Origin of the sequence: Sphingobium xenophagum, assembly GCF_002288285.1 — a bacterium.
GTDB lineage: Bacteria > Pseudomonadota > Alphaproteobacteria > Sphingomonadales > Sphingomonadaceae > Sphingobium > Sphingobium xenophagum.
In genome coordinates this window covers 97,625-122,411 of the sequence record NZ_CP022749.1, presented here as the reverse complement: position 1 = coordinate 122,411, position 24,787 = coordinate 97,625, and the positions used below count along the sequence as shown (strand labels likewise).

Sequence of the window (24,787 nt, the reverse complement as noted above, 5' to 3'; positions counted from 1 at the left end):
GATACAGAACGATCGTTCAATAATCAAGGAATGTCCCATGAGCCGCATCGTTCGAATCCACGAATATGGCGACGCCAGTGTCCTCAAGATTGAAGATTTGGCAGTGCCCGCGCCCGCGGCCGACGAGGTGCAGATCGCGGTCAAGGCGATAGGCATAAACCGCGCCGAGGTGATGTTCCGCAACCATGCCTACCTTCAGGAAGCCGAGTTCCCGAGCCGCCTTGGCTATGAGGCTGCCGGCACCGTCGTTAAGGTCGGCGCGGACTTGACCGGGTTTGCGCAAGGCGAAGCCGTCAGCGTCATCCCTCCGCTCGATATCGCGCGCTGGGGCACTTATGGCGAGGTCGCCAACGTGCCCGCCCGCCTCGTCGTCAAGCATCCGGCGGCGCTGTCGTTCGAGGAAGCGGCGGCCGTGTGGATGCAGTATGTCACCGCCTGGGGTGCGCTGGTGGAGCAGGCGAAGCTCGGCGAAGGTGATTTCGTCATCGTCACCGCTGCTTCCAGCAGCGTCGGCCTTGCTGCCTTCCAGATTGCGCGGATGGTCGGCGCGACGGTGATCGCGACGACGCGTACCGGCGCCAAGCGCCAGGCCTTGCTTGATGCCGGTGCACATCATGTCGTCGCGACCGGGGAAGAGGATCTGGTGGCGAGGGTGATGGAGATAACCGATGGTGCAGGTGCGCGCGTGGTGCTCGACCCGGTTGGAGGCCCGTCGTTCGAGCCGCTGACCGCGAGCATGGCGCGCGGCGGCATCCTGCTCGAATATGGCGCGCTCAGCGAGGAGCCGACGCCGTTCCCGTTGTTCTCCGTGCTGGGCAAGAGCCTCACGCTCAAGGGTTATCTCTACAGTGAGATCGTCTCGGACGACGCCGCCCTCGATCGCGCCAAGGCGTTCATCGTGGCGGGTCTGGAATCGGGCGCGCTCAAGCCGCGGATCGCGCGCACTTTCCCGCTCGACGCCATCCAGGACGCGCACCGCTTCCTCGAATCGAACGAGCAGATCGGCAAGGTCGTCGTTACGGTCTGACCGGCATACCGGTGGGGGAGTGAGCGATCGCGCCCCCCTTCCCCGACAGAGGATCGGACTTGCGGCGCCCGTGCCAAGGCTGCTCGTGGCGCATCCTTGAGAGCATGACCGGAACCTCGCCCGATCATAAAAACGCCCGGCTCTGTGCAGGATTGAAACTCCCCCCCTGTATAGTATGCTGGAGCGATTTCTCGGGAGAACGCGATGCCACATTCATCAGAGGACAAGAAGCGAGCCATCACACGCTTGCGGCGTATCAAGGGTCAGGCGGACGCTCTGGAACGCGCGATCGAAGCGGGGGCCGATTGCGCTCCCCTGCTGCAGCAAATTGTCGCCATGCGTGGTGCGACAAATGGACTGATGACAGAAGTGATGGAGAGTCATCTCAGGGAAACATTCGGTGCGGGCGCAGATCGGGCCGTCGGAGGCGCAGGCGGCGATCACGATGACGGCGTGGAGGGCGTAATGAAGATTCTGCGTACTTATCTTAAATGACAATTTCAGGCTCATTTTCTTGCCCGCGTTCTCCCGAACTTAGAAGCCAGCCCCTGCTGCCTTCTCTGGTTTGAGATCCTCGCCAGGACACCTCTTGTATACTGGTAGGGAGTATGATAAAGATACTCCCTACCAGTATGAGAATGTCGTCGAATTTGCGACGACGCAACGACCTCCCACCAGCAATCAGTTTAACTCAACGAGGGTATCCCAACATGAAATCTCGCGCCGCTGTAGCTTTCGAGGCGGGCAAGCCACTCGAAATCGTCGAGATCGATGTCGCTCCACCCCGGAAAGGCGAAGTCCTCATACGGGTGACGCACACCGGTGTGTGCCACACCGACGCGTATACGCTGGAGGGGAGTGATCCGGAGGGTGTTTTCCCGGTGGTTCTGGGCCACGAGGGCGCGGGTATCGTTGTCGAGGTCGGTGAAGGCGTCACCAGCGTCGAGCCGGGCGATCACGTGATTCCGCTCTACACCGCCGAGTGCGGCAAGTGCGACTTCTGCCTGTCGGGCAAGACCAACCTGTGCGTCGCTGTCCGCGAAACGCAGGGCAAGGGCTTGATGCCCGATGGGACCACCCGCTTTTCGTACAACGGTCAGCCCCTCTATCATTACATGGGCTGTTCAACCTTCAGTGAATATACTGTCGTCGCCGAAGTCTCGCTCGCCAAGATCAATCCCGAGGCAAACCCCGAACATGTCTGTCTGCTGGGCTGCGGCGTCACGACCGGCATCGGCGCAGTCCACAATACCGCCAAGGTCCAGCCCGGAGACTCGGTCGCCGTGTTCGGCCTTGGCGGGATCGGCCTCGCGGCGGTTCAGGGCGCCCGCCAGGCGAAGGCGGGTCGCATCATCGCCATCGACACCAATCCGTCCAAGTTCGAGCTGGCACGCCAGTTCGGTGCGACCGAGTGCATCAACCCCAAGGACCATGACAAGCCCATCCAGCAAGTGCTGATCGAGATGACGGGATGGGGCATCGATCATACCTTCGAGTGCATCGGCAACGTCAATGTCATGCGCGCCGCTCTTGAATCAGCGCACCGTGGCTGGGGTCAGTCGATCGTGATTGGCGTTGCCGGCGCGGGCGAAGAAATCTCCACCCGTCCATTCCAGCTCGTTACGGGCCGCGTCTGGAAGGGGTCCGCTTTCGGCGGCGTTAAGGGACGTACACAGCTCCCCGGCATGGTCGAGGACGCCATGAGAGGCGATATCGATCTGGCCCCGTTCGTTACCCACACCATGGGTTTGGAGGAGATCAACGAGGCGTTCGAACTGATGCACGAAGGCAAGTCGATCCGCACGGTCATTCACTACTGACCCGCCGATCCCAGGCGCCTCTGGCAACACCAGTCATCGAGGAAGTTCCGGATGACCAGTCCGGTTATCTGGGGTGACAGCATTTTCTTCCCCCTCTTCCTCGACGCCGCCAACATCGACCGTTCAGTCGCGTTCTAAGACGCGGCGCGAGGCGCTCGGATCGACAACTCGGCCGTCATCATGGCCCGACCCCGGCCATGATGACGCGCGCTCTGGCAAGTGGGCAACGCGTCGCGATGCGGTAAAAAGCGCCGAAGTGCGGTCGTTACATGCCGATAGCGGCACGGACCAGGGCCGTGTGGCCCAGGCGCTTGACAGCGGAGCGTGTGTGGCCTCGTCGCGTGACCAAGGTCGCGTCCGTCAATGTGGTGTAGAATTGGGTGTGGCCAGCGGGCTGCATTTTCAGGCGGCCTTGGGTGTAATCTGTAGCGGCTGTGCCTCCTCGATCATTGGTGTAGCAAGGGCGGCCATGCCCTCGATCTGCATGTAGCGGTGCTGGAGCTGGTATTCGTCATTCTGCTCCAGCAGGACGGCGCCGACGAGGCGGATGATGCTATCCTCGTTCGGGAAGATGCCGACGACATCGGCGCGGCGCTTCACTTCCTTGTTCAGGCGTTCCAGTGGATTGGTGGAATGTAATTTGACGCGGTGCTGCTCGGGGAAGGTCATGTAGGCCAGCACGTCGTGCTCGGCATCGTCCATGCAGGCGCCGAGCTTTGGCCAGCGGGTACGCAACTGGTCGGCGACCTGGCGCCAGACCTGTGTCGCGGCGGCATGGTCGGGCTGGAGGAAGACCTGGCGGATGGCAGCGGCGACGACGGTGTTCTGGCCCTTGGGCACGTAGGCCAGGGCATTGCGCATGAAGTGGACGCGGCACCGCTGCCAGGTGGCGCTGAGCACGCGAGTGATCGCTGCCTTGAGGCCCTCGTGGGCATCGGAGATGACCAGCTTCACGCCGGTCAGTCCGCGGCGTGCGAGGTCCTTGAGGAAGCTCGACCAGAATGGCTCGGCTTCGGAGGGTCCAATGTGAAGGCCAACGATTTCGCGCTTGCCCTCGGTGTTGACGGCAACGGCTATTATCGCGGCGACACTGACGATCCGCCCGCCCTCGCGCACCTTGAGGTAGGTAGCATCGAGCCAGAGGTAGGGCCAGTCGCCGGTGAGCGGCCGCTTAAGGAAGGCATGGACACGTTCGTCGATATCCTTGCACAGCTTGGACACCGAGGATTTGGAGATGCCGGTCATGCCCATGGCCTGCACCAGCTCGTCGACACGCCGGGTGCTGACGCCGGCGATCCACGCCTCCTGGATCACCGCGACCAGCGCCTTCTCGACGGTCTTCCTGGGTTCCAGGAAGCCAGGGAAGTAGGCGCCGGTCCGTAGCTTGGGAATCCTCAGGTTGAGCGTGCCGAGCCGGGTATCGAGGCTGCGGTCGCGGTAGCCGTTCCGCCAGGTCGTCCGGTCGCCGGAGCGCTCGTGTCGGCTAGCGCCGACCAGGCCATCGACGTCGGCCTCCATGATGATCTGTAATACGCTCTCGGCGATCGTGCGCAGGAAATCTCCATCTCCAGTCTTCGCCATCAGCTCGGCAAGCGGTAGTCTGTCGTTGGTCATCGGGATCAACTCCTCGGTGGGCGTGTGAAGTGTGGTAACTCCACCTTACCGATGAGCCCGGTGGCCACCGAGATCGAAATCGCATGGGGTGGGGCATGCCCCACCCCATGCGATCATCTCAATCTACACCAGAAATTACACCACGAGCGCGGACGCTAACGTGACCAACGGGAGAAATGGTTTTGTCGTAACCTTGTCTAATGCCGGAAAAATACTTCAAAGGTGCCGAACATCAGGCCAGCCTGGCCGTTGGATGTCTTGAGTCGGAAATGCATTCATCGGTCACCCGATCTTGATGAATCACGGGCCGCACGGGCGTATAGGGCAGGAAGACTGAATTGAAGAGCAAGGATATTCACGCGACGACGCAGGCCACCGATCATGGGAATACAGGGCCGCCCGCTTGCGTGCAGGTTCGCGGCGCGCGCCAGAATAACCTCAAAAATATTGACGTCGATGTACCGCGCGACGCCTTCGTGGTGTTCACCGGCATATCGGGCTCGGGCAAGTCATCGCTCGCGTTCGGCACCCTTTATGCCGAAGCCCAGCGGCGTTATCTGGAATCGGTTGCGCCCTATGCCCGTCGCCTGATCGACCAGGCCGGCGTGCCGGAGGTCGACACGATCGACGGATTGCCGCCTGCGGTCGCGTTGCAGCAGCAGCGCGGCTCGGCCAACGCGCGATCCTCGGTCGGCAGCGTGACGACGCTCTCCAGCCTCGTGCGGATGCTCTATTCCCGCGTGGGCGAATATCCGCGCCATCAGCCCATGCTCTATGCGGAGGATTTCTCCCCCAACACGGTCGCGGGGGCCTGCGCGACCTGCCACGGCATCGGCCGCGTATATGACGCGACCGAAGAGACGATGGTTCCTGACGACAGCCTCACCATTCGCGATCGGGCGATCGCCGCCTGGCCGACCGCCTGGCATGGCCAGAACCTGCGGGATATCCTCGTTTCGCTCGGCTATGACGTCGATACGCCGTGGCGCGACCTGCCGAAAAAGGATCGCGACTGGATCCTCTTCACTGACGAGGCGCCGACGGTGCCGGTCTATGCGGGCCTGACGCCCGAACAGACCCGGACGGCGCTCAAGCGCCGCATGGAGCCGAGCTACCAGGGCACCTTCACCGGCGCGCGCCGCTATGTGCTGGAAACCTTCGCCAACACTAAAAGCGCGCTGATGAAGAAGCGCGTCTCGCAATATATCATCGGCCGCGATTGCCCGACCTGCGATGGCAAGCGCCTGAAGCGCGAAGCCCTGTCGGTCAAATTCGCCGGCCTCGACATTGCCGAGTTCGGCGACCTGACGGTGCTCAAGCTGAAGGACTTGCTGATGCCCGTAGCGCATGGCGAATATGGGACGGCCTCCACCGCCTCGAAGGGCCATGTTCTGGAAAAAGTGGCCCGCGATGCAGCGGTCGAACAACGGGTTGCGGCGGGCGGCTCTGCGCACAAGAGCGCGCCCGACGTGCGCCGCACGCCCAATCTCTCTGACGAGAAGCGGATCGCCGCCCAACGCCTCGCCTGCGAATTGATCGAGCGGCTCGAGCCGCTGATCGATCTTGGCCTTGGCTACATTTCGCTCGACCGCAGCACGCCGACGCTCTCCTCCGGAGAGCTGCAGCGCTTGCGGCTTGCCACCCAGTTGTCGTCACAGCTTTTCGGCGTGGTCTATGTGCTTGACGAGCCTTCGGCGGGGTTGCACCCGGCAGATGGCGAAGCCTTGCTCACTATCCTCGAGCGTCTCAAGGCGGCGGGCAACTCCCTGTTCGTCGTCGAACATGATCTCGACGTGATCCGCCGCGCGGAATGGCTCGTCGATGTCGGGCCAGGAGCCGGGGAGAAGGGCGGTGAAGTCCTCTACAGCGGGCCGATAGAGGGGCTTGCCGACGTCGAAACTTCGATCACCCGCCGCTACCTGTTCGCAGAGCCGCTTCGGAGTGAGCGCACACCGCGCGATCCCAAGGCATGGCTACGCCTGGAAGGGATCAGGCGGAACAATCTCCATGGTCTCGACGTCGAGTTTCCCATCGGCTGCTTCACCGCTGTCACCGGCGTTTCGGGATCGGGCAAATCCAGTCTTGTCAGTCAGGCTCTGCCCGAGCTTGTCACGGAACACCTCGGCGGCTCCCCCGTGGCCGCGGAGGAGGATATCGATCCGCTGCTCGATGTTGTTCAGAACGATACTGAAGGACGCATTATCGCGGGCATGGAGCATGTTCGCAGGCTGGTGCGGGTCGATCAGAAACCGATCGGCCGCACGCCGCGCTCGAACCTATCCACCTACAGCGGCATGTTCGACCATGTGCGACGGATCTTCGCTGATACGCCGCTCGCCCGCCGGCGGCACTACAGCCCGGGCAGGTTCTCGTTCAACGTCGCGCAAGGCCGCTGCCCTGTTTGCGAGGGCGAGGGATACGTCATGGTGGAGCTGCTGTTCCTGCCGAGCGTTTTTGCGCCCTGCTCGACCTGTCACGGCTCTCGCTACAACCCGCAAACACTCGAAGTCGAATGGAACGGGCGCAATATCGCCCAAGTGCTCGAACTGACGGTCGACGATGCGTGCGATTTCTTCGCTGGCGAGGCATCTGTGATGCGCTCCCTCGACGTGTTGCGGGAGATCGGTCTTGGCTATCTGAGGCTCGGACAGCCGGCGACCGAGCTGTCTGGCGGGGAGGCGCAGCGCATCAAGCTGGCGACTGAACTGCAACGCGCCCAGCGCGGCAACACGATCTACATCCTCGACGAGCCAACTTCGGGGCTTCACCCCTCAGATGCCGACCGGCTGATGCAACACCTGCAGGGCCTCGTCGACGCCGGCAATACGGTCGTAGTCGTCGAACATGACATGCGCGCCATCACGCAGGTGGATTGGATCATCGATCTGGGACCGGGGGCCGGGGAAGATGGTGGCGGTATCGTTGCCAGCGGAGTCCCTGGCGTCGTTGCGGAAGCGGAAGGCAGTCTCACTGCCCCCTATCTCAAAGCGGCGCTGTAGGTCGTAAACCTGACCGAACGGGCGTTCGATCAGGTGCATCTCGACCACACGTTGGAATGGGTCGAATCTGGAAGCGGGAGCCGGCGATGTGTCACCGCGGTTGACGCGGGTTAGGGTTTGAGTGCCCGTCAGGTGCGCCGTGTTCGTGTGATACGCGGCGTGGCCGACAGCCAATCGCCGGCCATCCGCCACGCTCACTTTGTGCGGACCTTCCCCAGGGAGAGGGCCCTCACATCGTTTCGTCGAAACGCCCCGCCTTAATTCCCTGCTGCGGGCGCTGCGCCGACACCTTCTGCGATTTTCTCAACGAGTTTGGCACAGAAGGCGGGCAAATCATTGGGATCGCGGCTGGTAACAAGGCCGTTGTCGACCACGACTTCCTCATTGGTCCATGCACCGCCGGCGTTCTCGATATCGACCTTCAGCGTCGGGTAGGACGTCAAGGTGCGACCCTCAAGCACGCCCGCCTCGATCAATGTCCAGGGTGCGTGGCATATGGCCGCAACAGGTTTTTTCTGATCAAAGAAAGCCCGGATGAAACCAATTGCCTCGACGCTGCCGCGCAGCTTGTCGGCACCGACAGTCCCTCCGGGCACAACAAGTCCGTCGAAATCGTCGGCTATCACCTCGGAAAACGTTTTGTCGATAGTATAGCTGCCGCCCTCGTCAAGATCGCTATTGACCGTGCGAGCCTTGCCCGGTTCAAAACTGATCACGGTCACTTTGCCACCAGCGTCCTCGACAGCTTGCTTGGGCTTCGAGAATTCTGGTTCTTCCGTCCCACGGGGTGCGATCAGAATGGCAACTGATTTGCCTTCCAAAGTCATGATTTATTTCCTATTCCGTCGAAGACCAAGGTCAGGTGCCCGGCTTGAGCACGACCTTCGTCCAACCAGCATCGCGCTCGTCGAAATGCTTGTAGGCGTCTGGTGCCTGATCAAGCGGCAGTCGGTGCGAGATGATTTGGGCAGGATTGGCCCGGTCTTGCTCGATAAGCTTCATCAGTCGCCGGTTGTAGTGCTTTACATTGCACTGGCCGGTGCCGATCTTCTGGCCCTTGAACCAGAAGTTGCCGAAGTCGAACGCCATCTTGCCTTCCTTCTGGAGATCGTCGGGCGCGTTCGGGTCTTCCGGAATGAACACGCCGACGACACCGATTCCGCCGGTGGCCTTCGTGCTTTTGACGAGGCAGTTCATCGTGTAATTGCTGCGCTCCTTGCCGTGGCGATCGCAACACTGGTATCCGACCGCCTCGACCCCCCGGTCGGTCCCGAGGCCGCCGGTTGCGTCAAGGATCTGCTGGGCGGGATCGCCCTTGCGCATGTCGATCGGAATGGCGCCCATCGCCTCGGCGAGTTTCAGTCGGTCATCGTGAGAATCGACCACGAAGATCTGAGAGGCACCGCGAATTTCGGCTGAGTGCGCGGCCATCAAACCGACCGGACCAGCCCCATAGATCGCGATACTCTCACCAGGCAAGAAACCTGACAGTTCGACGCCATGCCAACCCGTCGGGAAGATGTCGGAGAGCATGACATAGTCGTCCTCCTTCTCTTCGGCGTCCTCGGGCAGTTTCAGGCAATTGAAGTCTGCATAAGGAATGCGCATCAACTCGGCCTGACCGCCTTGCCACGGCCCCATCTCGGCAAAGCCATACGCTGCGCCGGCGGTTCCAGGATTGGTCGTGAGGCAAAAACCCGTCAGACCGCGTTCGCAATTTTCGCAGAACCCGCAACCGACGTTGAACGGCATGCAGACGCGATCGCCCTTCTTGATACGATCTACGGCAGCGCCGACTTCGATGACCTCGCCAAGGTTTTCGTGACCGAAGACCCTGCCCTTCTCAAAGCTGGTACGGCCCTCGTACATGTGAAGGTCGGACCCGCAAATGTTGGTCGTGGTCAGCCGGATGATAACATCGGTTGGCTTTTCGATCTTGGGATCATCGATGGTATTGACGGAAACGTCTTTGGGCCCGTTGTACACGATAGCTTTCACGGATCTTCTCCTTTTGTAGCTCTGCTCTGGGCGTCATCAAATCGAGAGCTTGCTGATGATCCGGACCAGCGCAAAGGCGCATAGCATCGCATCTTTCCAACCGATGTCTGTTTCCTAAACCGCCTGATGCCTGAGCGGTTCCTTCCCGTTCGGCAACTCTAGGATCGATTTACGGCGGCTTTTCGATTGCCTGGGCCAGGACGATCTAAAAAAGCGGCAGATTGATGACCTCAAGAAGTTCCTGCGAAACCAACGGCGCCATGATAACCCAACACATCAACGCCGACTTATCAGCAGCAGCATCAAAAGGCCGGATAAGCGCAAAAGACAAGGCCATCCACTATCGCGGATGGCCTGTCGTATTCTTCTCTTTAGTTCCAGAGCCGGCCGGGCCGTCCATTCCCGAGGGCAGGCGACCCTAACCGTGCAGTCGTACGGCAGCTTGGGGTGCCGACCGCTCCGCTATTTCGCGGCCAGCAGGGTGAACTTGTGAATCTGCGGCGGTTCCGAGAACAGTTCTTCCGCCTTCTCCATCAGCGCGGCGGCAACCTTGCCGTCAAGATGGGCCTGCCGATCCTCCTCTGTGTCGAACGTATCGAAGATCGCGTACGCACCGGGACCTTCCTCGATCGCATACCAGGTCAGAGTGCCCGGCTCAGCTTGAACGAGCGGCAATGCCGAGGTCAGGAAATTGGCGACATCGCTCTCTTTACCGGGTTTGGCCTTCAGTGGCACGTACAGCGCGAGTTTGGGCATCATCGACTCCTCAAGTTAAACGGACAGATATCATTTGGCAAAATAACGGACGAGCGGGCCGGTACGTTCCCCAGGAGGCGGAGCACACGCGGCCCCGCCTCCTCGTCGAAATCAGAACTGCTGTGCGGTCGGCCGGATGACGATCGCGTTGACATCGACGTCATCAGGTTGTTCGACAGCGAACGCGATAGCACGCGCCACCGATGCCGCCGGAATGGCCTGCTTGTAGAAGTCCAGCACCGTCTCGGCAGCCGTGCCAGAGGTCGTGAACTTCAGATCGCTCTCGACAGCTCCAGGCTCGATTGACGTGACCCGGACCTTTTCCCCCACCTCGTGGCGCAAGCCCTCGCTGATCGCGCTGACGGCGAACTTGGTGCCGGAGTAGACCGTGCCGCCCGGTGCGAAGACCTTGATGCCTGCAACCGAGCTCAAGTTGATGATGTGACCGCTGCCCTGCTCGAGAAAACCGGGAAGGGCCGCCGCGATGCCGTAGAGCGTACCCTTCAGATTGACGTCGATCATCTGGTCCCACTCGTCGGTGTTGACCTCGGCCATCGGACGGATCGGCATCAGCCCGGCGTTGTTGATCAGCACGTCGAGGCGGCCGAAGTCGGCAATGATTGCGGCGACCACGGACTGGACCGCCGATTTGTCGGTCACGTCCAGCGCGTAGCTACGTGCCGTGCCGCCAGTTGCGGCGATGTCCGCGACGACCTCGTCGAGCCTGTCCTTGCGCCGCGCGGCGATGGCCACCTTGGCGCCGCGTTCCGCGAGAAGACGCGCGGTTTCCGCGCCGATGCCGGTGCTGCCGCCGGTAATGAGAACGACCTTGCCTTCGATACCCTTGGTCATGACAGTATTCCTTCAAGTCAGTTGTTGATTTTTCGCCGGATCGCGGGCCCGCGCGAGCCCGCCCGGCCTGATGGGGTCACCGCGAGCGCAACAGGACGGGAGCGGTGCCCACCTTGATGCGGAGCAGCTCGTAGGGCTTGCGGCGCAAGTCCCGCCCGCCGTGGAAGCCTGGCTGGCGGTGAAGCTGGTTGGCGGTGAAGTAGAGATAGCCGTCGGTGCCGATCGACAGCGTGTCGGGCCAGCTGATGCGCGGGTCGCTGACCACCGTCGTCCAGCGGCCCTGGTCGAGCATGCGGATCGCGTTGTTCTCGTAATCGCCGGCGAACACGCGGCCCTTGTCGTCTTCGGCTATCCCGTCCGAGGCGCCTTTGCGCCCCAGGCTGCGGACCGCGCGGCTCAACTCCTCCTCGGACACCGCGGGATCGCGCAGCATCGCCGTGGGCACCGCGTGCAGCGTGCGGCCCGACAGTGGACCGTAATACAGCAGGCTGCCGTCGGCGCTGAGCGCAATCGCGTCGCTTGCGATCGTGACCGGCGTCGCGGGGCCGTCAGCCGGGCGGTTCATGAGCACCGCGCCGTCGACAACCGGGGTGAAGCCGGGCTCGGGGTTGGTCGTCGCATGGTTCGACAGGCGCCGGATCGCACGCCCGCTGGCGATATCGACGACGATAATGCCGCCGACCCCCTCGTTGCTGCTGTCGGTGATGTAGGCGACGCCCTCGGCGCCCTGACGCAGATCGAAGCGCACGTCGTTGAGGTAGGTCGTGGGCAGCACCACGCTGGGCGGCAGGACGATCGTCTTCACCACCCGGTCGGTCGCAAGGTTGATTGCCACCAGCTTTGCACCGCCGGCCTGCGGTTGAGAGAATTTGGGCGCCGCCGTGTCGAGCACCCACAAGCGATTGGCGCCGTCGGCCACCACGCTCTGCACCGAGATGAAATGCCCCGCCGGGTCGGCCGGATCGGGCCGGTTGGTCGCGGCATCGGGATAAGGCACCGCCTTGCCGTCGACCAACTCGGCAACCGTGAACGGCGCGTTGTCGCCCCATTGCGGGAAGTTGACGAAAATGCGCCCGTTGGGGGCGACGGTCACGCCAGTCGGCATCGCGCCATCGAAGGTCGCGACCTGTTCGATCTGGGGCGCGGATGCACCCTCGCGGGTCGTCGCGCAGGCGGCGAGCGAGAGGGCGGCGCCAGCGGCAAGAAGCAGTTTGACGGAGATTTTCATGGTGTCATTTCCTTGAGGATGCGGCCCGCCTCGGGGGGCTCGGACCGGAGGTATTGCGGCGGAGCCTTGACCGATGCGCCGAGCGCGGCGGCGGCGTGCCAGGGCCAGCGCGGATCCCACAGCGCAGCGCGGGCAATGGCTATGGTGTCGGCATGCCCGTCTTCGAGGATGCGCTCTGCCTGCTGAGGATCGGTGATCATTCCGACCGCCGCGACAGGCATGGCAACCGCGTCCTTGACCGTCCGCGCCAGCGGCACCTGATAGCCGGGGCCGACAGGGATCTGCTGGCGCGGGTCGAGGCCGCCGCTGGACACGTGGATCGCCGAACAACCGCGCCGCTCCAGTTCCTGCGCAAACCGTGCGGTTTCTTCCGCCGTCCAGCCGCCTTCGACCCAATCGGTACCCGAAACGCGAACGGTGACCGGGCGGTCGGCCGGAAACGCCTCGCGCACGGCATCGAACACTTCGAGCGGGAACCGCATCCGGTTGTCGAGACTGCCGCCGTATTCATCGCCGCGCCGGTTGGAGATCGGCGAAAGAAACTCGTGGAGCAGATAGCCATGCGCGACGTGGATCTGGATGGCTTCGATGCCCAGCCTGCCGGCGCGGCGGGCGGCGTCGGCAAAGGCGCCCCGGATGCGGGCAAGCCCCGCCGTGTCCAGTTCGACAGGGGGATGGTCGTCCGGAGAGAAGGGAATGGCGCTGGGTGCCACGGTCTGCCAGCCATTCTCCGCATCGGGGGCGATCTGCGTTCCGCCTTGCCACGGCTTGGCGCAGCTCGCCTTGCGGCCGGCATGGGCCAGCTGGATGATCAGCGGCATGTCCGACCAACGGCGCACACTTTCGAGCACGCTTCGCATCGCCGCTTCGGTACGGTCATCGTACAGGCCGACGTCACCGTAGGTGATGCGCCCTTCCGGGCTGACCGCGGTCGCCTCGATCGTCAGCGCGCCCGCGCCCGAGAGCGCCAACTGGCCGAGATGCATCTGGTGCCAGTCGGTCATCGCGCCGTCGACTGCCGAATACTGGCACATCGGCGCGATGACGATGCGGTTGGCGAGCCGCAGCCCGCCAACCTCAATCGGTTCGAACAAATTCGCCATCACCATTCGCCTGTGTTGGGCATGGAGGCCCAGGGTTCGGCCGGAGCCTTGTGTTCGCCCTTCTGCAGCAGTTCGATCGATATCCCGTCCGGCGAGCGGACGAACGCCATGTATCCGTCACGCGGGGGGCGATTGATCGTCACGCCGCCCGCCTGCAGCCGCGCGCACGTTTCGTAGATGTCGTCGACCCCGTAGGCGAGGTGCCCGAAGTTTCGGCCGCCCGTGTATTTCTCGGCAGGGCTGCCGTCCTCGGGCGGCCAGTTGTACGTCAACTCGACCTCGGCTTCGCCCTGCTCGCCGTCGCCGCGGAAATCCTCGTCGGCGGCAAGGTAGATCAGCGTGTAACGCCCGGCCTGGTTCTCCATGCGCCGGGTCTCCTTTAGACCCAGCAGCGTGAAGAACCGGATCGCCGCCTCGGGATCGGCGACGCGCAGCATGGTGTGGAGATAGCGCATGATCAGGCGACCTTGTCCTTGAGGGCTTCCATCACCAGCTCCGCGGTGCGGGTAGCGCTGGCGGGGTTCTGGCCGGTCACCAGATTGCCGTCGCGCAGGGCGAAGGGGGCAAAATCGGGGCCGCCCTCGTGCTTGCCCCCAAGTTCCTTGAGGCGCGTTTCGAGCAGGAACGGCACCGCCTGATCGAGGCCGACCGCGCGTTCCTCGCTGTCGGTGAAGCCCGCGACACGGCGATCGGCGACGAAGGGCGTGCCATCGGCCTTCTTCGCCGAGACCAGCCCTGCCGGTCCATGGCAGACGGCGGCGACGATCTTGCCTTCGCGGTCGAAGCGTTCGACCAGGCGCGCCAGTTCGTCGCTGCCGGGGTAATCGAACATGGTGCCGTGGCCGCCGGGCAGGAACAGCGCGTCGTAGCCGGCGGGATCGATGCTTGTGAATACAGGGGTGCTGGCAACCTCGGCCTTCAGGGCCTCGTCCTTCAGATAGCGCTCGACCGAAGCGTCGTTCTCGCCGTCGGCGTTGACGCTGCGCTGGTCGACGGGGATGGCGCCGCCCTTGATCGAGGCCAGCGTCACCTCGGCGCCCGCATCGCGGAACGCGTAGTACGGGGTGGTGAGTTCCTCGAGCCAGACACCCGTCGGTTCGGTGCCGGGAGTCATGCGGTCGGCGGAGGTGGCCACCATGAGAATGCGGGTCATCGTCAGTTGTCCTTTTCTAGTGATGTCGGGAACACGAGCAAACGCACCCGCCGGCGCCGCGCCCGCCACCAGGACAGCGGTGAGGGCTTGCAGCATTGGCGGCGATTTTGCATTCGATCGTTCCTTTCGGCGGCTTAGATACGCAGGGAACGGCATCATGAAATCCAGCGGGAATGGCGGACGGCCATAAATCCGCTTATGGAACCGCAATGTCCCTCCTGCAGTTGCGCACCTTCGTTGAAGTCTACCGCCGTCGTTCGCTGAGCGAGGCGGCCCGGGCAATCGGCATCACCCAACCGGCGGCGTCGCAGCACATCGCATCGCTCGAGGCGCAATTGGGCCGTCCCTTGTTCGATCGCCATTCGCGGGGTGTTCGACCAACAGCGATTGCCGACGATCTCGCGGCTTCGATCGGAAGCAGCCTCGACACGGCGGAATCGGCACTGGCCAGCGCGCGGGCCCGATCGTCGCGCATCTCGGGCACGGTCCACATCGCCGCGCCGTCGGACCTGCTGGGGGAGATGATCACGCCCCGGCTGGCCCCGCTGCTGGAAGCAGGGCTTGACCTGCGCCTGCATATCGGCGGACGCGAGGCGCTCTATGCCTTGCTGCTCGAAGACAAGGTGCACCTGGCCGTCACCGCCTCGCAACCCGAAGATGCGCGGTTGGCCTTTCATGTGCTGGGCGAAGAGCACCTGCGCGCCGTAGCCTCGCCCGCCGTGGCTATGCGGATTGCCGAATTGCCGCTTGCCGACGGGCTCAACCGGACGGTCCACCTCGCCTACGATCTTGACCGGCCGCTGCTGCGGACCTGGCTCGAGGCAAACCAGATCGAGCTGACCAGCCAGCCAGCCTTGACCGCGCCCGATCTGCGGGTGCTACGGTCGGGATTGCGCGCGGGCCTCGGCTGGACGGTGCTGCCCGGCTATCTCACCCGCAGCGAACGCGCTTCTTGCACGCTGATCGAGATCCCCGCCCCGATCACGGTGCCGCGCAACGCTTACTACCTCGTCTGGGCACGCTCATCGCTGCGACACCCGCGCGTGGCCATGGCTCGGGACGCCCTGATTGCTGCACTCCGAACATAATTGTGGCCACGCCTGTTGGGCCGTGAGCGCAATGTCGGGCCTGAACCAGTTGAGCGTTGGCGAAGCGAATGGCGGCTTTCGGAATCGTCGGCGACAAGGCCGAACGGCCGGATGTGGGGCGCAAAGCTGGCGTTATGAGGGCAGTGAAACCAGAATTTCCCAATAATCACAGTGCTCATCACTTTCATGTTGGGTGCGCCCCGGGCCTTTGGTTTTCCTCGAGAATGCGTGAAATTGGACGATCTGCAGCACAAGGGGAATGAGTACCTCTACCCGATCTTGATGGGATAGCGGCTTTTTGAAGCCGCAGTCCCGAAAGTCTTCGCGTATTCATTCCGGTACACCGCCCAAGGCCTGATAAAGTCCGACCAGCGTCGTGAGTTCATCGGTCCTTACCTGCACCAGCGACAGCTCGACGCCCAGCAAGGCACGCTGTGCATCGACCTGCTCGATGTAGGGTGTGTCAATTAGCGACAGTCCCCCACTCCCCCCGGCTGGTTACCGACGACATGGCGGTGTTGCGGGAAGCGGCGATAGCGGGGGCGGGCGCGGTACAGCTACCGACGATTTTTATCTGGGACGACGTTAAGTCCGGACGGCTAACGCACATACTCCCGGACTGGAGACCACAGGCCGGCATAGTCCATGCGGTCTTTCCGTCGCGGCGCGGCCTTCTGCCATCGGTACGAGCGCTGGTCGACTTTCTCGCCCGGGAATGTGCAATTCAGCGCGCCCAGGCCAACAAGATCGTTCCACCCCTTACTGATTGATTTCGAGCGTGGTCGTTGACCGGCCGACCGCTTCCTCGCGCTCCTAAGCCCGCAAGGCCACAGCCTGGAAGGCGCTCGCGGCTTGGGGGCGCCCGAACAGCCAGCCCTGCAAGCGTCCGCAGCCCGCGAGGCGCGCAAGCTGCGCCTGTCCCGGTGTCTCGATCCCTTCGGCGCAGACTTCAAGACGATAGGCCTTCGCCAGGCCGACGATGGAGACCAGAACCTCTCGCATATCAGGCTCCGATTCCAGCGGAGCAAGGAACGACCTGTCGATCTTGAGCCGGTCGATCGTGAGTTGCTGGAGATAGGCGATGCTCGCAAACCCGGTACCAAAGTCGTCGAGCGCCATGCGGATACCGAGTGAGCGCAGCCGGTCGATCACAGCCGCCGCGACCTGGGGACGGCGCAGCAGCAGGCTTTCGGTGATTTCCAGCTCCAGCCGCTCGGGAGGAAACCTGGTCCGTTCCAGGACCTGCTGAACCTCGTCGTAAAGATTGCCATCCCAGAATTGCGCCGGCGACAGGTTAACGGCCAGATCAAGCCCGGTCTCGCGCATTTCCCGGCAGGCATGGAGAAGCACCTGGCGGCCGATCGCGTTGATCAGCCCGCTGATCTCGGCGATAGGAATGAACACGTCCGGCGGGACATCGCCATGGACGGGATGAGACCAGCGCGCCAGCGCCTCGACGGCGACGACCTCGCCCGACTGGGCATCGACGATCGGCTGATAGCGGACGTAGATCTCTTCGTTCTCGACCGCGCGCTTGAGATCCTGCTCGAGCCGCTGGCGCCTTTCATGGCCTTCGTCGAGCGAGGGGTGGTAGACCCGCGCGCAGTTCCTGCCCGCATCCTTGGCGGCATACATGGCAACGTCCGCCTTGCGAATGAACTCTTCCGCGCTATCGCAGGATGTGTCGCTCTCGAAATAGCCGATACTGGTCCCGATTGTGATGCTGTAGGCGCCAACCTTGAACGGCGTCGAGAACGCTTCGAGAATGGCCTCGCATGTCTCGGCCGCCACGCCAGGCGATGGCGATCCCAAGAGAACGGCAAACTCGTCGCCGCCCGCGCGCGCGATGAAGGCCTCCCCCGCCGCGGCCTTCAGGCGACCGGCGGCTTCCTTGAGCAGGAGATCGCCGGCACTATGGCCGTAGACATCATTGGCGTCCTTGAACCCGTCGAGATCGAGGAACAGCAGGGCCAGTCCTTGCCTTGCCGCGACAAGCTCGCCCAGCCGCTCCCCTAGCGCGCGGCGATTGGGCAGTTCGGTCAAGGTATCGTGATCCGACAGATGCCGGGCAAGAAGCTCGCTTGCGCGCAAAGCCTCGATCGACTGGCCGCCCCGGCGAAGAATTAGGCCGGCAGCCACAAAGGCGACGAAAGCCACCGCCAGGATCGCCGGCACCAGATGCTGCCTCAGCGATTCACCCGGGTGATGCGACCGCCATTCCAGCCAGGCGATCCGTTCGCCCGACCGGCCCTTGATGGCGATGGCGTCCATTCCCGCTGTCCGGTTTTCCAGCGTCATTCGTACATCGTGGACATTGAGTTCGCGCGTGAGGTCCGCCAAAAACGCCTCGTCGACGCGCCGGGCGATCACCAGAAGGCGGGTCGGCCCTGGGGGTGCGGCGATCTTACCCGTCAGAGGCACCACGGCGGCCGTGGCATAGACCATGATCTGCTGGCCCGAGCGCGTGAAGCCACTGACGATCGGGCTGCCCTCAGCCGGCAAGCGCCGCACTTCGGCGATCGAGCGGACGAAGTCGGCGCCAAGACGCAGGTGAGCGGTCTTCGCGGCGATCTTCCGGTCGTTAAAGCTGTAAAGGGTCCGATCGTCCGCGCCGAGCACGAAGATGTCGGAATATCCCTGGGTGCGGCCCAGATAGGCCACGACATTGTCATCCATCCAGGCCGCATCGAACCTCGAGCCGATGTGACGCACGGCATCGTCCCATTTGGCGTAATCCTGCAGATCGTGCTGCACCATCGCGGAAGCGGTGGCGAACACGCCCCCGAGCGCTTGCCGCTCCCGCTCGAGCTGCTGAGCATCCTGGGCACGAGTGCTCAGGAAAATGAGAAGGAAGATGAAACCGAAGCATACGCTGAGCAGCGACAGGAGCGGCCAAAGATACTGCCGTGGCACAGAAACGCGGAGAAGTCGGACAGCTACGGCCATGGACTCGCGATATCGCAACTTGGTTAAGGCTCTCCTGCCGATTGCCTCGGTCAAGATCGAACGGCCGGTTGACGAGCCTTCCAGACATCCGGCGCCCAGTGTTGCTGCTTCGCTGCAAAGCCGACCGATCTCAGTTTGGAGGAGGCGATCCCTGTGCATCCCGCGTGACAGCGGGCGAAGATGGCCCGTTGTGATCGTCGCCCGGCACGGACATGTCGCCTGCCAGCCGGTCACGATAGAGGGCGGCACGGGCCAGCAGCATGAGGGTCAGCGGCGTCGTCAAAGTCACGAACACCGCAATGAGGATCTCATGCACAACGGGCCTGGACTGCATCGCGGAAAAACAGGTGATGGACGCCATGAGGATGAAGGCCGTGCCCAGCGTCGGGCCGAGCGTCGGCGGATGGAGGCGCTCATAAAAGGTCTTCATCCGCACGAGGCCGACCGTGCCGATAAGCGTGACACTCGCGCCGAGCAGCAGGCAGATACCCACGATCAAGGCCGCCCAGGGCGGAAGGTCAGGCGCCTGGATCATTCGATCACCTCGCCGCGCATCAGAAATTTCGCCAATGCCACGGTTCCCGCAAAGCCCAGCAAGGCGATAATGAACGCGGCCTCGAAGAACAGGGTGCGTCCGGTCTGGATGCCGTATGTAAGCAAGAGCAGCATTGCGGCCAGATAAAGCGCGTCGAGGCCCAGCACCCGGTCCTGCGCGCGCGGTCCACGTAGAATCCGGAAGCTTGCGCAGGCCATGGCCAGGCCCAGAAGGATTTGGGCTGCAGTGATCGCCAGGCCCAGGAGGAGGTGGCTCAAACGAAAATCTCCTTCAGGAGGCGCTCATAGCGGCCCTTGATGAGCGCGATCCAGTCCGCCTCGTCCTTCAGGTCGAGGACATGGATGAGGACTGTCTGCCGATCGGGGTCATGCTGAAGCCAGATGGTGCCGGGCGTCGCCGTGATGATGACCGCCAGAGTGGTAAGCGCATAGGGATTACGCAGTTCGAGCGGCACTTCAATGAACCCCGACCGCCGCCGCCGCGAACCGAACAGAACGATGCGCGCGACCGCCAGATTGGAGCGCAGGATATCGAGCAGCACCAGGCCGACGAGGCGCGGCACCGCCCTCCCCCACCGGATCTGGGCCGACGCTGGCCCGAGAGGCCGCATCACCTGCGGCACGAGCAGCGCCGCCGCTGCAGCCAGAAGGCATTGCCCCGCAGAGACGCCGCTCAGAAGGATCCACAGGAGACAAACTGCCGCCGCCAGAAGCGGATAGGGGAAGAGACGCCCGATCATCGCGGCGCGCCCGCGTGAGATCCCATCACCGCCTCGATATAGGCACGTGGCGCACCCAGCCCCCCGGCGGTCGTCTCGACATAGCGGTAAATCGGACCCGCCGCGACCATGAGGGACAGGCAGATTGCCAGCAGCAGCCCGATCGGGACAACCTCGATCACGCTCAGGCGGGCTGGCGCATCCTCGCCCGGCGTCCAGAGAAGATCGATGCCGGCGCGGGTCATGGCGACCAGCGTCGCGAGACCCGAAAGGATGATCAGGCCGGCAAGCGTCCACGCGGAGGGGGAAATGGCGTCCTGGTCGAACAGGGTGGAAATGATCGCGAACTTGGCGATGAAACCGGAAAGAGGCGGCAGACCGGCAAGAAGGAGCGTGCAGAAGATGAAAGCGCCGCCCAGGACCGCGATCGTGCCCGGTATTATAATCCCGACCTCGTCCGTCTCCTCGCTGACCGCGCCCACATATTCGTCGTCGAATACGGGTTCGGCGATTCCCGCGATCAGATCCTCCTCGTCGGCATTGCGCTCCACCGGTTCGATGAGCAGGTAGAGCGCGCCCACCGCGAGCGTCGAGCTCACCAGATAGAAGAGCAGCGCCGCCACCAGCGCCTGACCGCCCAGCCCGATCGCCGCGATCAGCGTACCTGAAGACACCAGCACATAGTGACCCGCGACCCGGGTCAACTGGCGGGTCGCCAGAATGCCCAAAGTTCCGAACAGCATCGTCGCGAAGCCCAGGAGAACCAGCGCATGATCGGCAAAGCCACCGCCGCGCCCGACCCTTCGCCGAATAGTAAAGAGCTGAGCCGCAGGATGATGTAGACCCCGACCTTGGTCATGATCGCGAAAACCGCAGCGACAGGCGGCGCCGCCGCCGCATAGGTGCGCGGCAGCCAGAAGTTGAGCGGCCAGATGCCCGACTTGACGAGAAAGGCAACGCCCAGCACCGCGGCGCCCGCCTCGAGCAGCATGAGATCCCCGCGCGCGACCTGCGGGGTCTTCACCGCGATGTCGGCCATGTTGAGCGATCCTGTCACTGAGTAGATCATCGCGACCCCGACCAGGAACAGCAGCGATGTCGCGATATTGATCGTGATATAGTGAAGGCTCGCCCGCGTGCGCTCCTCCCCCGAGCCATGCAAGATCAAGCCATAGGACGCGGCCAGCAGCACCTCGAAGAATACGAAGAGATTGAAGATGTCGCCGGTCAGGAAGGCGCCGTTGATCCCAGCCAGCAGCAGCAGAAACAGCGCATGGAAACGCGGACCCGAGCGGTCCCACCGCGCCAGCGCATAGACCAGCGCCGTCACTCCCAAGAGATCGGTCAGGAGGACCATCAGGGCCGAAAGGCGGTCCGCCACCAGAACGATGCCAAAGGGCGCCGGCCAGTCGGCAAGACGGTAGACCTGCGGCCCCCCGGTGCCGCCCCCACTTGTCCATCGCAGCTCAGCACCAGCAGCCCCGCGACGGCGACCATGGTGACAGCCGTCACGAGGCTGATCGCCCGCTTGAGCCTGCGTCGCCGCTCGGCCACCGCCAGCAGCAGCGCGCTGGCCACGATCGGCAGGACGACGAGCAGGACGGGCAGATGCTGGAGCCAGAGGGGGGCCGCGCTCATGGCTCTTCATCCTCGCCGTCGACGTGGTCGGTTCCGGTCAGGCCGCGCGCGGCAAGCAACACCACCAGGAGCAGCGCCGTCGTGGCGAACGAAATGACGATAGCCGTCAGCACCAGGGCCTGGGGCACGGGATCGACATAAAGCGCCGGATCGACGGCCTTGCCGTCCAGGATCGGCGGTGCGTCGGTTCGCAGCCGACCTGCGGCCAGGATGAAGAGATTGACCGCATAGGAGAGGAGCGACAGTCCGAGCACCACCTGGAACGTGCGCGGGCGAAACAGCAGCCACAGGCCGCTGGCGACGAGGATGCCGATCGCAAGGGCCAGCACCGCCTCCATCAACTCTCACCCTCGGCAGGATCCTCGGGCGAAGACCCGGCCGCTGGACGCGACCGAGGCGCGCGGATCGATTGATGGGCAAGCGCGATCAGGATCAGCGCCGTTGTCCCCACCACCACCATGAACACGCCAATGTCGAACAGCAGCGCGCTCGCCACCGGCACCGCGCCTGTCAGCGGCACCTCGAAATACTGAAAATAGGTGGTGAGGAATGGCGCGCCGGACAGGAGCGCTCCGGCGCCGGTCGCTACCGCACAGACCAGGCCCGCGCTGATCCAGACCAGCGGCTGCACATTGAGCCGCGCTTCCACCCAGCGCGTGCCACCCGCCATATAAAGGATGATGAGTGCGATGGAAGCGGTCACCCCCGCCGCGAAGCCGCCGCCCGGCCAGTCGTGGCCGCGCATCAGGAGATAGAGCGCGAACGTGACGATTATCGGAAACAGCCATTCCATGAGGACCCGAGGGACCATGAGATAGTGGCGCGCCGTGTCGCCTCGCTCCCGCTCCGCGCCCGCGTCGTCGAAGGCATTCTGGACCTTCTGCTGGTCGGGCGCTTCGACGCTTTCCGCAGCGGGTCGGAAGCGGCGCAGCAGCGAGAAAATGGTCACAGCAACGATCGACAGCACCGTGATCTCGCCCAGGGTGTCGAAACTGCGGAAATCGACAAGGATGACGTTGACCACATTCTTGCCGCCGCCGCCGGGATAGGCCTGCTCCAGGAAAAAGCGTCCGACGCCTTCGGGCGGCGCGCGCGTCATCGTCGCATAGGATAGCGCCGCCATGCCGACGCCCCCTATGCCTGCCAACAGCAGGTCGCCGCCGCGGCGCAGACGAACGGCGAGCGGTGTCTGCGCGCCCGGCCAGACGTCCGGACGGCGCAGCGGAAGCCAACGCAGCCCAAGCAGGAGAAGGACCAGGGTCACGGTCTCGACCAGCAGCTGTGTGAGTCCAAGATCCGGCGCCGAGAGCCAGATGAAGCTGACGCAGGTCATGAGCCCGGCGACGCCGACCATGACGAGGGCCGCCAGACGATGGAACTTCGCGCGGTTGGCCGCGCCGATCGCAGCGGCTCCGCCGATCAGCCAGAGCAGAGCGAATATGGGATTCAGAAGCGTGCGCGGCGCGGTCCCGGCGCTATAGCCCAGGAGGAAGACCGGCAAGGCGCCGGCACAGAGCGCGGTCACGATGAGGAGGCGCAGTTGCACCTGCAGCCGGCCCGAGCTGATCGCCCCATAGGCGGACCGCGCACCCTGAATAAGACCGGTCAGCGTCCGCTCGAACAGGCGGTGTCCTTTCAGATGGCCGATGACAGGGGAGGCTTCGACACTGTTGAGCCGCCGTCCGAAGACCCGGTAGAGCAGGAGGCCGCCGGCCAGTGCGATCCCGCTCATAAGCAGGGGCAAGGTGAAGCCATGCCAGACGGCAAGGTCATAAGCCGGCGTGCGCGCGCCCAGCACGGCGCGAGCGGCGTCACCGAGCAGCGGGCCAATCGTCGCGGCAGGCGCGACGCCCACGACCAGGCAAAGCAGCACAAGCACCTCGATTGGCAGCCGCATCCAGTGGGGCGCCTCGCCAGGCTGGTGCGGCAGGTCGCTGGGCGGCGGGCCAAAGAAGGTCTGGTGGATGAAGCGCACCGAATAAAGCACGCTGAACATGCTGGCGAGCGTCGCCAGCACCGGCAGCGCCTTGTCGAGCAAGGTGCCGCTATGCGCCCCGAGCGCCTCGGCCAGGAACATCTCCTTCGACAGGAAGCCGTTGAGCAGCGGCACGCCGGCCATCGCCGCCGCCGCCACCATTGCCAGCGTCGCGGTGACCGGCATGCAGCGAAAGAGGCCGCTCAGCCGCCGCAGATCGCGTGTGCCCGTTTCATGGTCGATGATCCCTGCCGCCATGAACAGCGACGCCTTGAAGGTCGCGTGGTTCACGGTGTGGAAGATCGCCGCCACAGCCGCGAGCGGACTGCCGAGCCCCAGAAGCAGCGTGATGAGCCCGAGATGGCTGATGGTCGAATAGGCGAGCAGGCCCTTGAGATCATGCTGGAAGATCGCGGCCCAGGCCCCGACCAGCAATGTGGCAAGGCCTGTGGTCGCGACGATCAGATACCAGGCCTGCGTGCCGGCCAGCACCGGCCAGAGCAGGATGAGTATGAAGATGCCGGCCTTCACCATCGTCGCGGAATGGAGATAGGCCGAGACCGGGGTGGGCGCCGCCATCGCATGTGGCAGCCAGAAGTGGAACGGGACCTGCGCGCTTTTCGTAAAGGCGCCGATCAGCACCAGCACGAGCGCGGGAAGATAAAGGGGATGGGCGCGGATTAATCCGCCCGAGGAGAGGACGACCTCAAGATCATAGCTGCCGGCGATGTGCCCGATAAGCAGAAAGCCCAGGAGCAGGCAGACGCCGCCCGTGGCCGTCACTATAAGCGCCATGCGCGCACCGTCGCGCGCGCTCTGGTTGTGATGCCAATAGCCGATGAGGAGAAAGGAAAAGAGGCTGGTGAGCTCCCAGAAGAATATGGTCTGGATGAGATTGCCCGACAACACGATGCCCAGCATTGAGCCCATGAAGGCCATCAGAAAGCTGAAGAAGCGCGGCACCGGATCGTCCGGCGACATGTAATAGCGCGCATAGAGAACGACCAAGGCTCCGATCGCGAGAACCAGCAGCGCGAACAGCCAGGTAAAGCCGTCCAGACGCAGGACCAGATCGAGCCCGAGGGACGGCAGCCAGGGCTGGTCGATGCGCACCACGTCCCCTTGCGATACGGCCGGATAGAAGCTGAGGAGCGCCCCGATCGCCAGCAGGGTGACGACCCCTGCCAAGCTCGAAGCCAGATTGCGGGTCACCGAGGGTAGAAAGGCTGCGGCCAGGCTCGCGAGAAACGGCAAGGCGAGCACCAGGTAGAGAAGGTGCGGCTTGATCACGAGACCAACCCCTCCCCTTCCCGCAA

21 protein-coding genes and 2 pseudogenes are annotated in these 24,787 nt (G+C 63.7%); 6 read left to right on the top strand and 17 right to left on the bottom strand.

The features are described 5' to 3' along the window. Positions 1-37 precede the first annotated feature (37 nt). The 3 genes from CJD35_RS21350 (at position 38) to CJD35_RS21340 (ending at position 2,847) form a co-directional block, all read left to right on the top strand. Positions 38-1,027 carry a zinc-dependent alcohol dehydrogenase family protein gene (locus tag CJD35_RS21350; RefSeq protein ID WP_095687344.1) on the top strand — a complete coding sequence of 330 codons (990 nt, stop codon included), beginning with the start codon at positions 38-40 and terminating at the stop codon, positions 1,025-1,027. 204 nt (positions 1,028-1,231) lie between these two features. Beyond that, a complete protein-coding gene (locus tag CJD35_RS21345) occupies positions 1,232-1,522 on the top strand; it encodes a metal/formaldehyde-sensitive transcriptional repressor (RefSeq protein ID WP_095687343.1) in 291 nt (96 codons plus the stop codon). A gap of 215 nt (positions 1,523-1,737) precedes the next feature. Then, positions 1,738-2,847 (top strand): S-(hydroxymethyl)glutathione dehydrogenase/class III alcohol dehydrogenase, encoded by a 1,110-nt coding sequence (locus CJD35_RS21340; RefSeq protein ID WP_095687342.1) that lies wholly within the window; start codon positions 1,738-1,740, stop codon positions 2,845-2,847. 402 nt (positions 2,848-3,249) lie between these two features. Here the strand turns inward: CJD35_RS21340 and CJD35_RS21335 are convergent, their stop codons facing one another. Then, the gene (locus CJD35_RS21335; RefSeq protein ID WP_095686774.1) at positions 3,250-4,461 is read right to left on the bottom strand and encodes an IS256 family transposase; all 1,212 of its coding nucleotides are present in this window, start codon (positions 4,459-4,461) and stop codon (positions 3,250-3,252) included. Between the two features lie 407 nt (positions 4,462-4,868). Between CJD35_RS21335 and CJD35_RS21330 the strand changes: the two genes are divergently transcribed. Further along, a complete protein-coding gene (locus CJD35_RS21330; protein WP_095687341.1) occupies positions 4,869-7,460 on the top strand; it encodes an excinuclease ABC subunit UvrA in 2,592 nt (863 codons plus the stop codon). A gap of 257 nt (positions 7,461-7,717) precedes the next feature. Here the strand turns inward: CJD35_RS21330 and CJD35_RS21325 are convergent, their stop codons facing one another. The 9 genes from CJD35_RS21325 to CJD35_RS21290 all read right to left on the bottom strand — a co-directional run bounded on the left by CJD35_RS21325 (position 7,718) and on the right by CJD35_RS21290 (position 14,550). Further along, positions 7,718-8,287: a type 1 glutamine amidotransferase domain-containing protein gene (locus tag CJD35_RS21325; RefSeq protein ID WP_095687340.1), complete on the bottom strand. Its 570-nt coding sequence runs from the start codon at positions 8,285-8,287 to the stop codon at positions 7,718-7,720. A gap of 31 nt (positions 8,288-8,318) precedes the next feature. Beyond that, entirely contained in the window at positions 8,319-9,458 is a 1,140-nt protein-coding gene (locus CJD35_RS21320) for a glutathione-independent formaldehyde dehydrogenase (protein WP_095687339.1), read from the bottom strand. Positions 9,459-9,663: 205 nt separating this feature from the next. Next, positions 9,664-9,795 (bottom strand): hypothetical protein, encoded by a 132-nt coding sequence (locus CJD35_RS23485; RefSeq protein WP_276327795.1) that lies wholly within the window; start codon positions 9,793-9,795, stop codon positions 9,664-9,666. A gap of 125 nt (positions 9,796-9,920) precedes the next feature. Then, positions 9,921-10,214 carry a putative quinol monooxygenase gene (locus tag CJD35_RS21315; RefSeq protein WP_062106251.1) on the bottom strand — a complete coding sequence of 98 codons (294 nt, stop codon included), beginning with the start codon at positions 10,212-10,214 and terminating at the stop codon, positions 9,921-9,923. Between the two features lie 111 nt (positions 10,215-10,325). Then, a complete protein-coding gene (locus tag CJD35_RS21310) occupies positions 10,326-11,066 on the bottom strand; it encodes an SDR family oxidoreductase (RefSeq protein ID WP_095687338.1) in 741 nt (246 codons plus the stop codon). 76 nt (positions 11,067-11,142) lie between these two features. Further along, positions 11,143-12,294, bottom strand: coding sequence for an L-dopachrome tautomerase-related protein (locus tag CJD35_RS21305; protein ID WP_095687337.1), 1,152 nt, complete (start codon positions 12,292-12,294; stop codon positions 11,143-11,145). Continuing rightward, entirely contained in the window at positions 12,291-13,403 is a 1,113-nt protein-coding gene (locus tag CJD35_RS21300; protein WP_095687336.1) for an NADH:flavin oxidoreductase/NADH oxidase, read from the bottom strand. Before CJD35_RS21300 ends, CJD35_RS21305 begins: the two co-directional genes overlap by 4 nt. After that, complete coding sequence (locus CJD35_RS21295; protein ID WP_095687335.1) at positions 13,397-13,855, bottom strand: VOC family protein; 459 nt, start codon at positions 13,853-13,855, stop codon at positions 13,397-13,399. Before CJD35_RS21295 ends, CJD35_RS21300 begins: the two co-directional genes overlap by 7 nt. Then, positions 13,855-14,550, bottom strand: a complete 696-nt coding sequence (locus CJD35_RS21290; protein ID WP_095687485.1) for a type 1 glutamine amidotransferase domain-containing protein — start codon at positions 14,548-14,550, stop codon at positions 13,855-13,857. The genes CJD35_RS21295 and CJD35_RS21290 overlap by 1 nt, the downstream gene beginning before the upstream one ends. Before the next feature lie 209 nt (positions 14,551-14,759). Between CJD35_RS21290 and CJD35_RS21285 the strand changes: the two genes are divergently transcribed. Continuing rightward, positions 14,760-15,638, top strand: a complete 879-nt coding sequence (locus tag CJD35_RS21285; protein WP_095687334.1) for a LysR family transcriptional regulator — start codon at positions 14,760-14,762, stop codon at positions 15,636-15,638. 464 nt (positions 15,639-16,102) lie between these two features. After that, positions 16,103-16,408 (top strand): annotated as a pseudogene (locus tag CJD35_RS21280) (LysR substrate-binding domain-containing protein); the annotation flags it as partial. 43 nt (positions 16,409-16,451) lie between these two features. Here CJD35_RS21280 and CJD35_RS21275 read toward each other — a convergent pair. The 7 genes and pseudogenes from CJD35_RS21275 to CJD35_RS21245 form a co-directional block, all read right to left on the bottom strand. Then, positions 16,452-18,638 (bottom strand): putative bifunctional diguanylate cyclase/phosphodiesterase, encoded by a 2,187-nt coding sequence (locus tag CJD35_RS21275; protein WP_244917331.1) that lies wholly within the window; start codon positions 18,636-18,638, stop codon positions 16,452-16,454. A 76-nt stretch (positions 18,639-18,714) separates the two neighbouring features. Then, positions 18,715-19,119, bottom strand: coding sequence for a monovalent cation/H(+) antiporter subunit G (gene mnhG, locus CJD35_RS21270; RefSeq protein WP_174703670.1), 405 nt, complete (start codon positions 19,117-19,119; stop codon positions 18,715-18,717). Next, complete coding sequence (locus CJD35_RS21265; protein ID WP_036529339.1) at positions 19,116-19,397, bottom strand: K+/H+ antiporter subunit F; 282 nt, start codon at positions 19,395-19,397, stop codon at positions 19,116-19,118. The genes mnhG and CJD35_RS21265 overlap by 4 nt, the downstream gene beginning before the upstream one ends. Continuing rightward, positions 19,394-19,879 (bottom strand): Na+/H+ antiporter subunit E, encoded by a 486-nt coding sequence (locus CJD35_RS21260; protein ID WP_313326596.1) that lies wholly within the window; start codon positions 19,877-19,879, stop codon positions 19,394-19,396. Before CJD35_RS21260 ends, CJD35_RS21265 begins: the two co-directional genes overlap by 4 nt. Next, positions 19,876-21,496: pseudogene (locus CJD35_RS21255) on the bottom strand (monovalent cation/H+ antiporter subunit D). Before CJD35_RS21255 ends, CJD35_RS21260 begins: the two are co-directional and overlap by 4 nt. Continuing rightward, positions 21,493-21,834 carry a Na+/H+ antiporter subunit C gene (locus CJD35_RS21250; RefSeq protein ID WP_095687331.1) on the bottom strand — a complete coding sequence of 114 codons (342 nt, stop codon included), beginning with the start codon at positions 21,832-21,834 and terminating at the stop codon, positions 21,493-21,495. The pseudogene CJD35_RS21255 and the gene CJD35_RS21250 overlap by 4 nt, the downstream one beginning before the upstream one ends. Then, positions 21,834-24,761, bottom strand: coding sequence for a monovalent cation/H+ antiporter subunit A (locus tag CJD35_RS21245; RefSeq protein ID WP_095687330.1), 2,928 nt, complete (start codon positions 24,759-24,761; stop codon positions 21,834-21,836). Before CJD35_RS21245 ends, CJD35_RS21250 begins: the two co-directional genes overlap by 1 nt. Positions 24,762-24,787 lie beyond the last annotated feature (26 nt).

Coding starts and splice junctions, on each gene's coding strand:
- CJD35_RS21350 (WP_095687344.1), top strand. CDS start 38: ATGAGCCGCATCGTTCGAATCCACGAATATGGCGACGCCAGTGTCCTC.
- CJD35_RS21305 (WP_095687337.1), bottom strand. CDS start 12,294: ATGAAAATCTCCGTCAAACTGCTTCTTGCCGCTGGCGCCGCCCTCTCG.
- CJD35_RS21250 (WP_095687331.1), bottom strand. CDS start 21,834: ATGGAGGCGGTGCTGGCCCTTGCGATCGGCATCCTCGTCGCCAGCGGC.
- CJD35_RS21310 (WP_095687338.1), bottom strand. CDS start 11,066: ATGACCAAGGGTATCGAAGGCAAGGTCGTTCTCATTACCGGCGGCAGC.
- CJD35_RS21345 (WP_095687343.1), top strand. CDS start 1,232: ATGCCACATTCATCAGAGGACAAGAAGCGAGCCATCACACGCTTGCGG.
- CJD35_RS21340 (WP_095687342.1), top strand. CDS start 1,738: ATGAAATCTCGCGCCGCTGTAGCTTTCGAGGCGGGCAAGCCACTCGAA.
- CJD35_RS21335 (WP_095686774.1), bottom strand. CDS start 4,461: ATGACCAACGACAGACTACCGCTTGCCGAGCTGATGGCGAAGACTGGA.
- CJD35_RS21290 (WP_095687485.1), bottom strand. CDS start 14,550: ATGACCCGCATTCTCATGGTGGCCACCTCCGCCGACCGCATGACTCCC.
- CJD35_RS21325 (WP_095687340.1), bottom strand. CDS start 8,287: ATGACTTTGGAAGGCAAATCAGTTGCCATTCTGATCGCACCCCGTGGG.
- CJD35_RS21285 (WP_095687334.1), top strand. CDS start 14,760: ATGTCCCTCCTGCAGTTGCGCACCTTCGTTGAAGTCTACCGCCGTCGT.
- CJD35_RS21315 (WP_062106251.1), bottom strand. CDS start 10,214: ATGCCCAAACTCGCGCTGTACGTGCCACTGAAGGCCAAACCCGGTAAA.
- CJD35_RS21260 (WP_313326596.1), bottom strand. CDS start 19,879: ATGATCGGGCGTCTCTTCCCCTATCCGCTTCTGGCGGCGGCAGTTTGT.
- CJD35_RS23485 (WP_276327795.1), bottom strand. CDS start 9,795: ATGGCCTTGTCTTTTGCGCTTATCCGGCCTTTTGATGCTGCTGCTGAT.
- mnhG (WP_174703670.1), bottom strand. CDS start 19,119: ATGATCCAGGCGCCTGACCTTCCGCCCTGGGCGGCCTTGATCGTGGGT.
- CJD35_RS21300 (WP_095687336.1), bottom strand. CDS start 13,403: ATGGTGATGGCGAATTTGTTCGAACCGATTGAGGTTGGCGGGCTGCGG.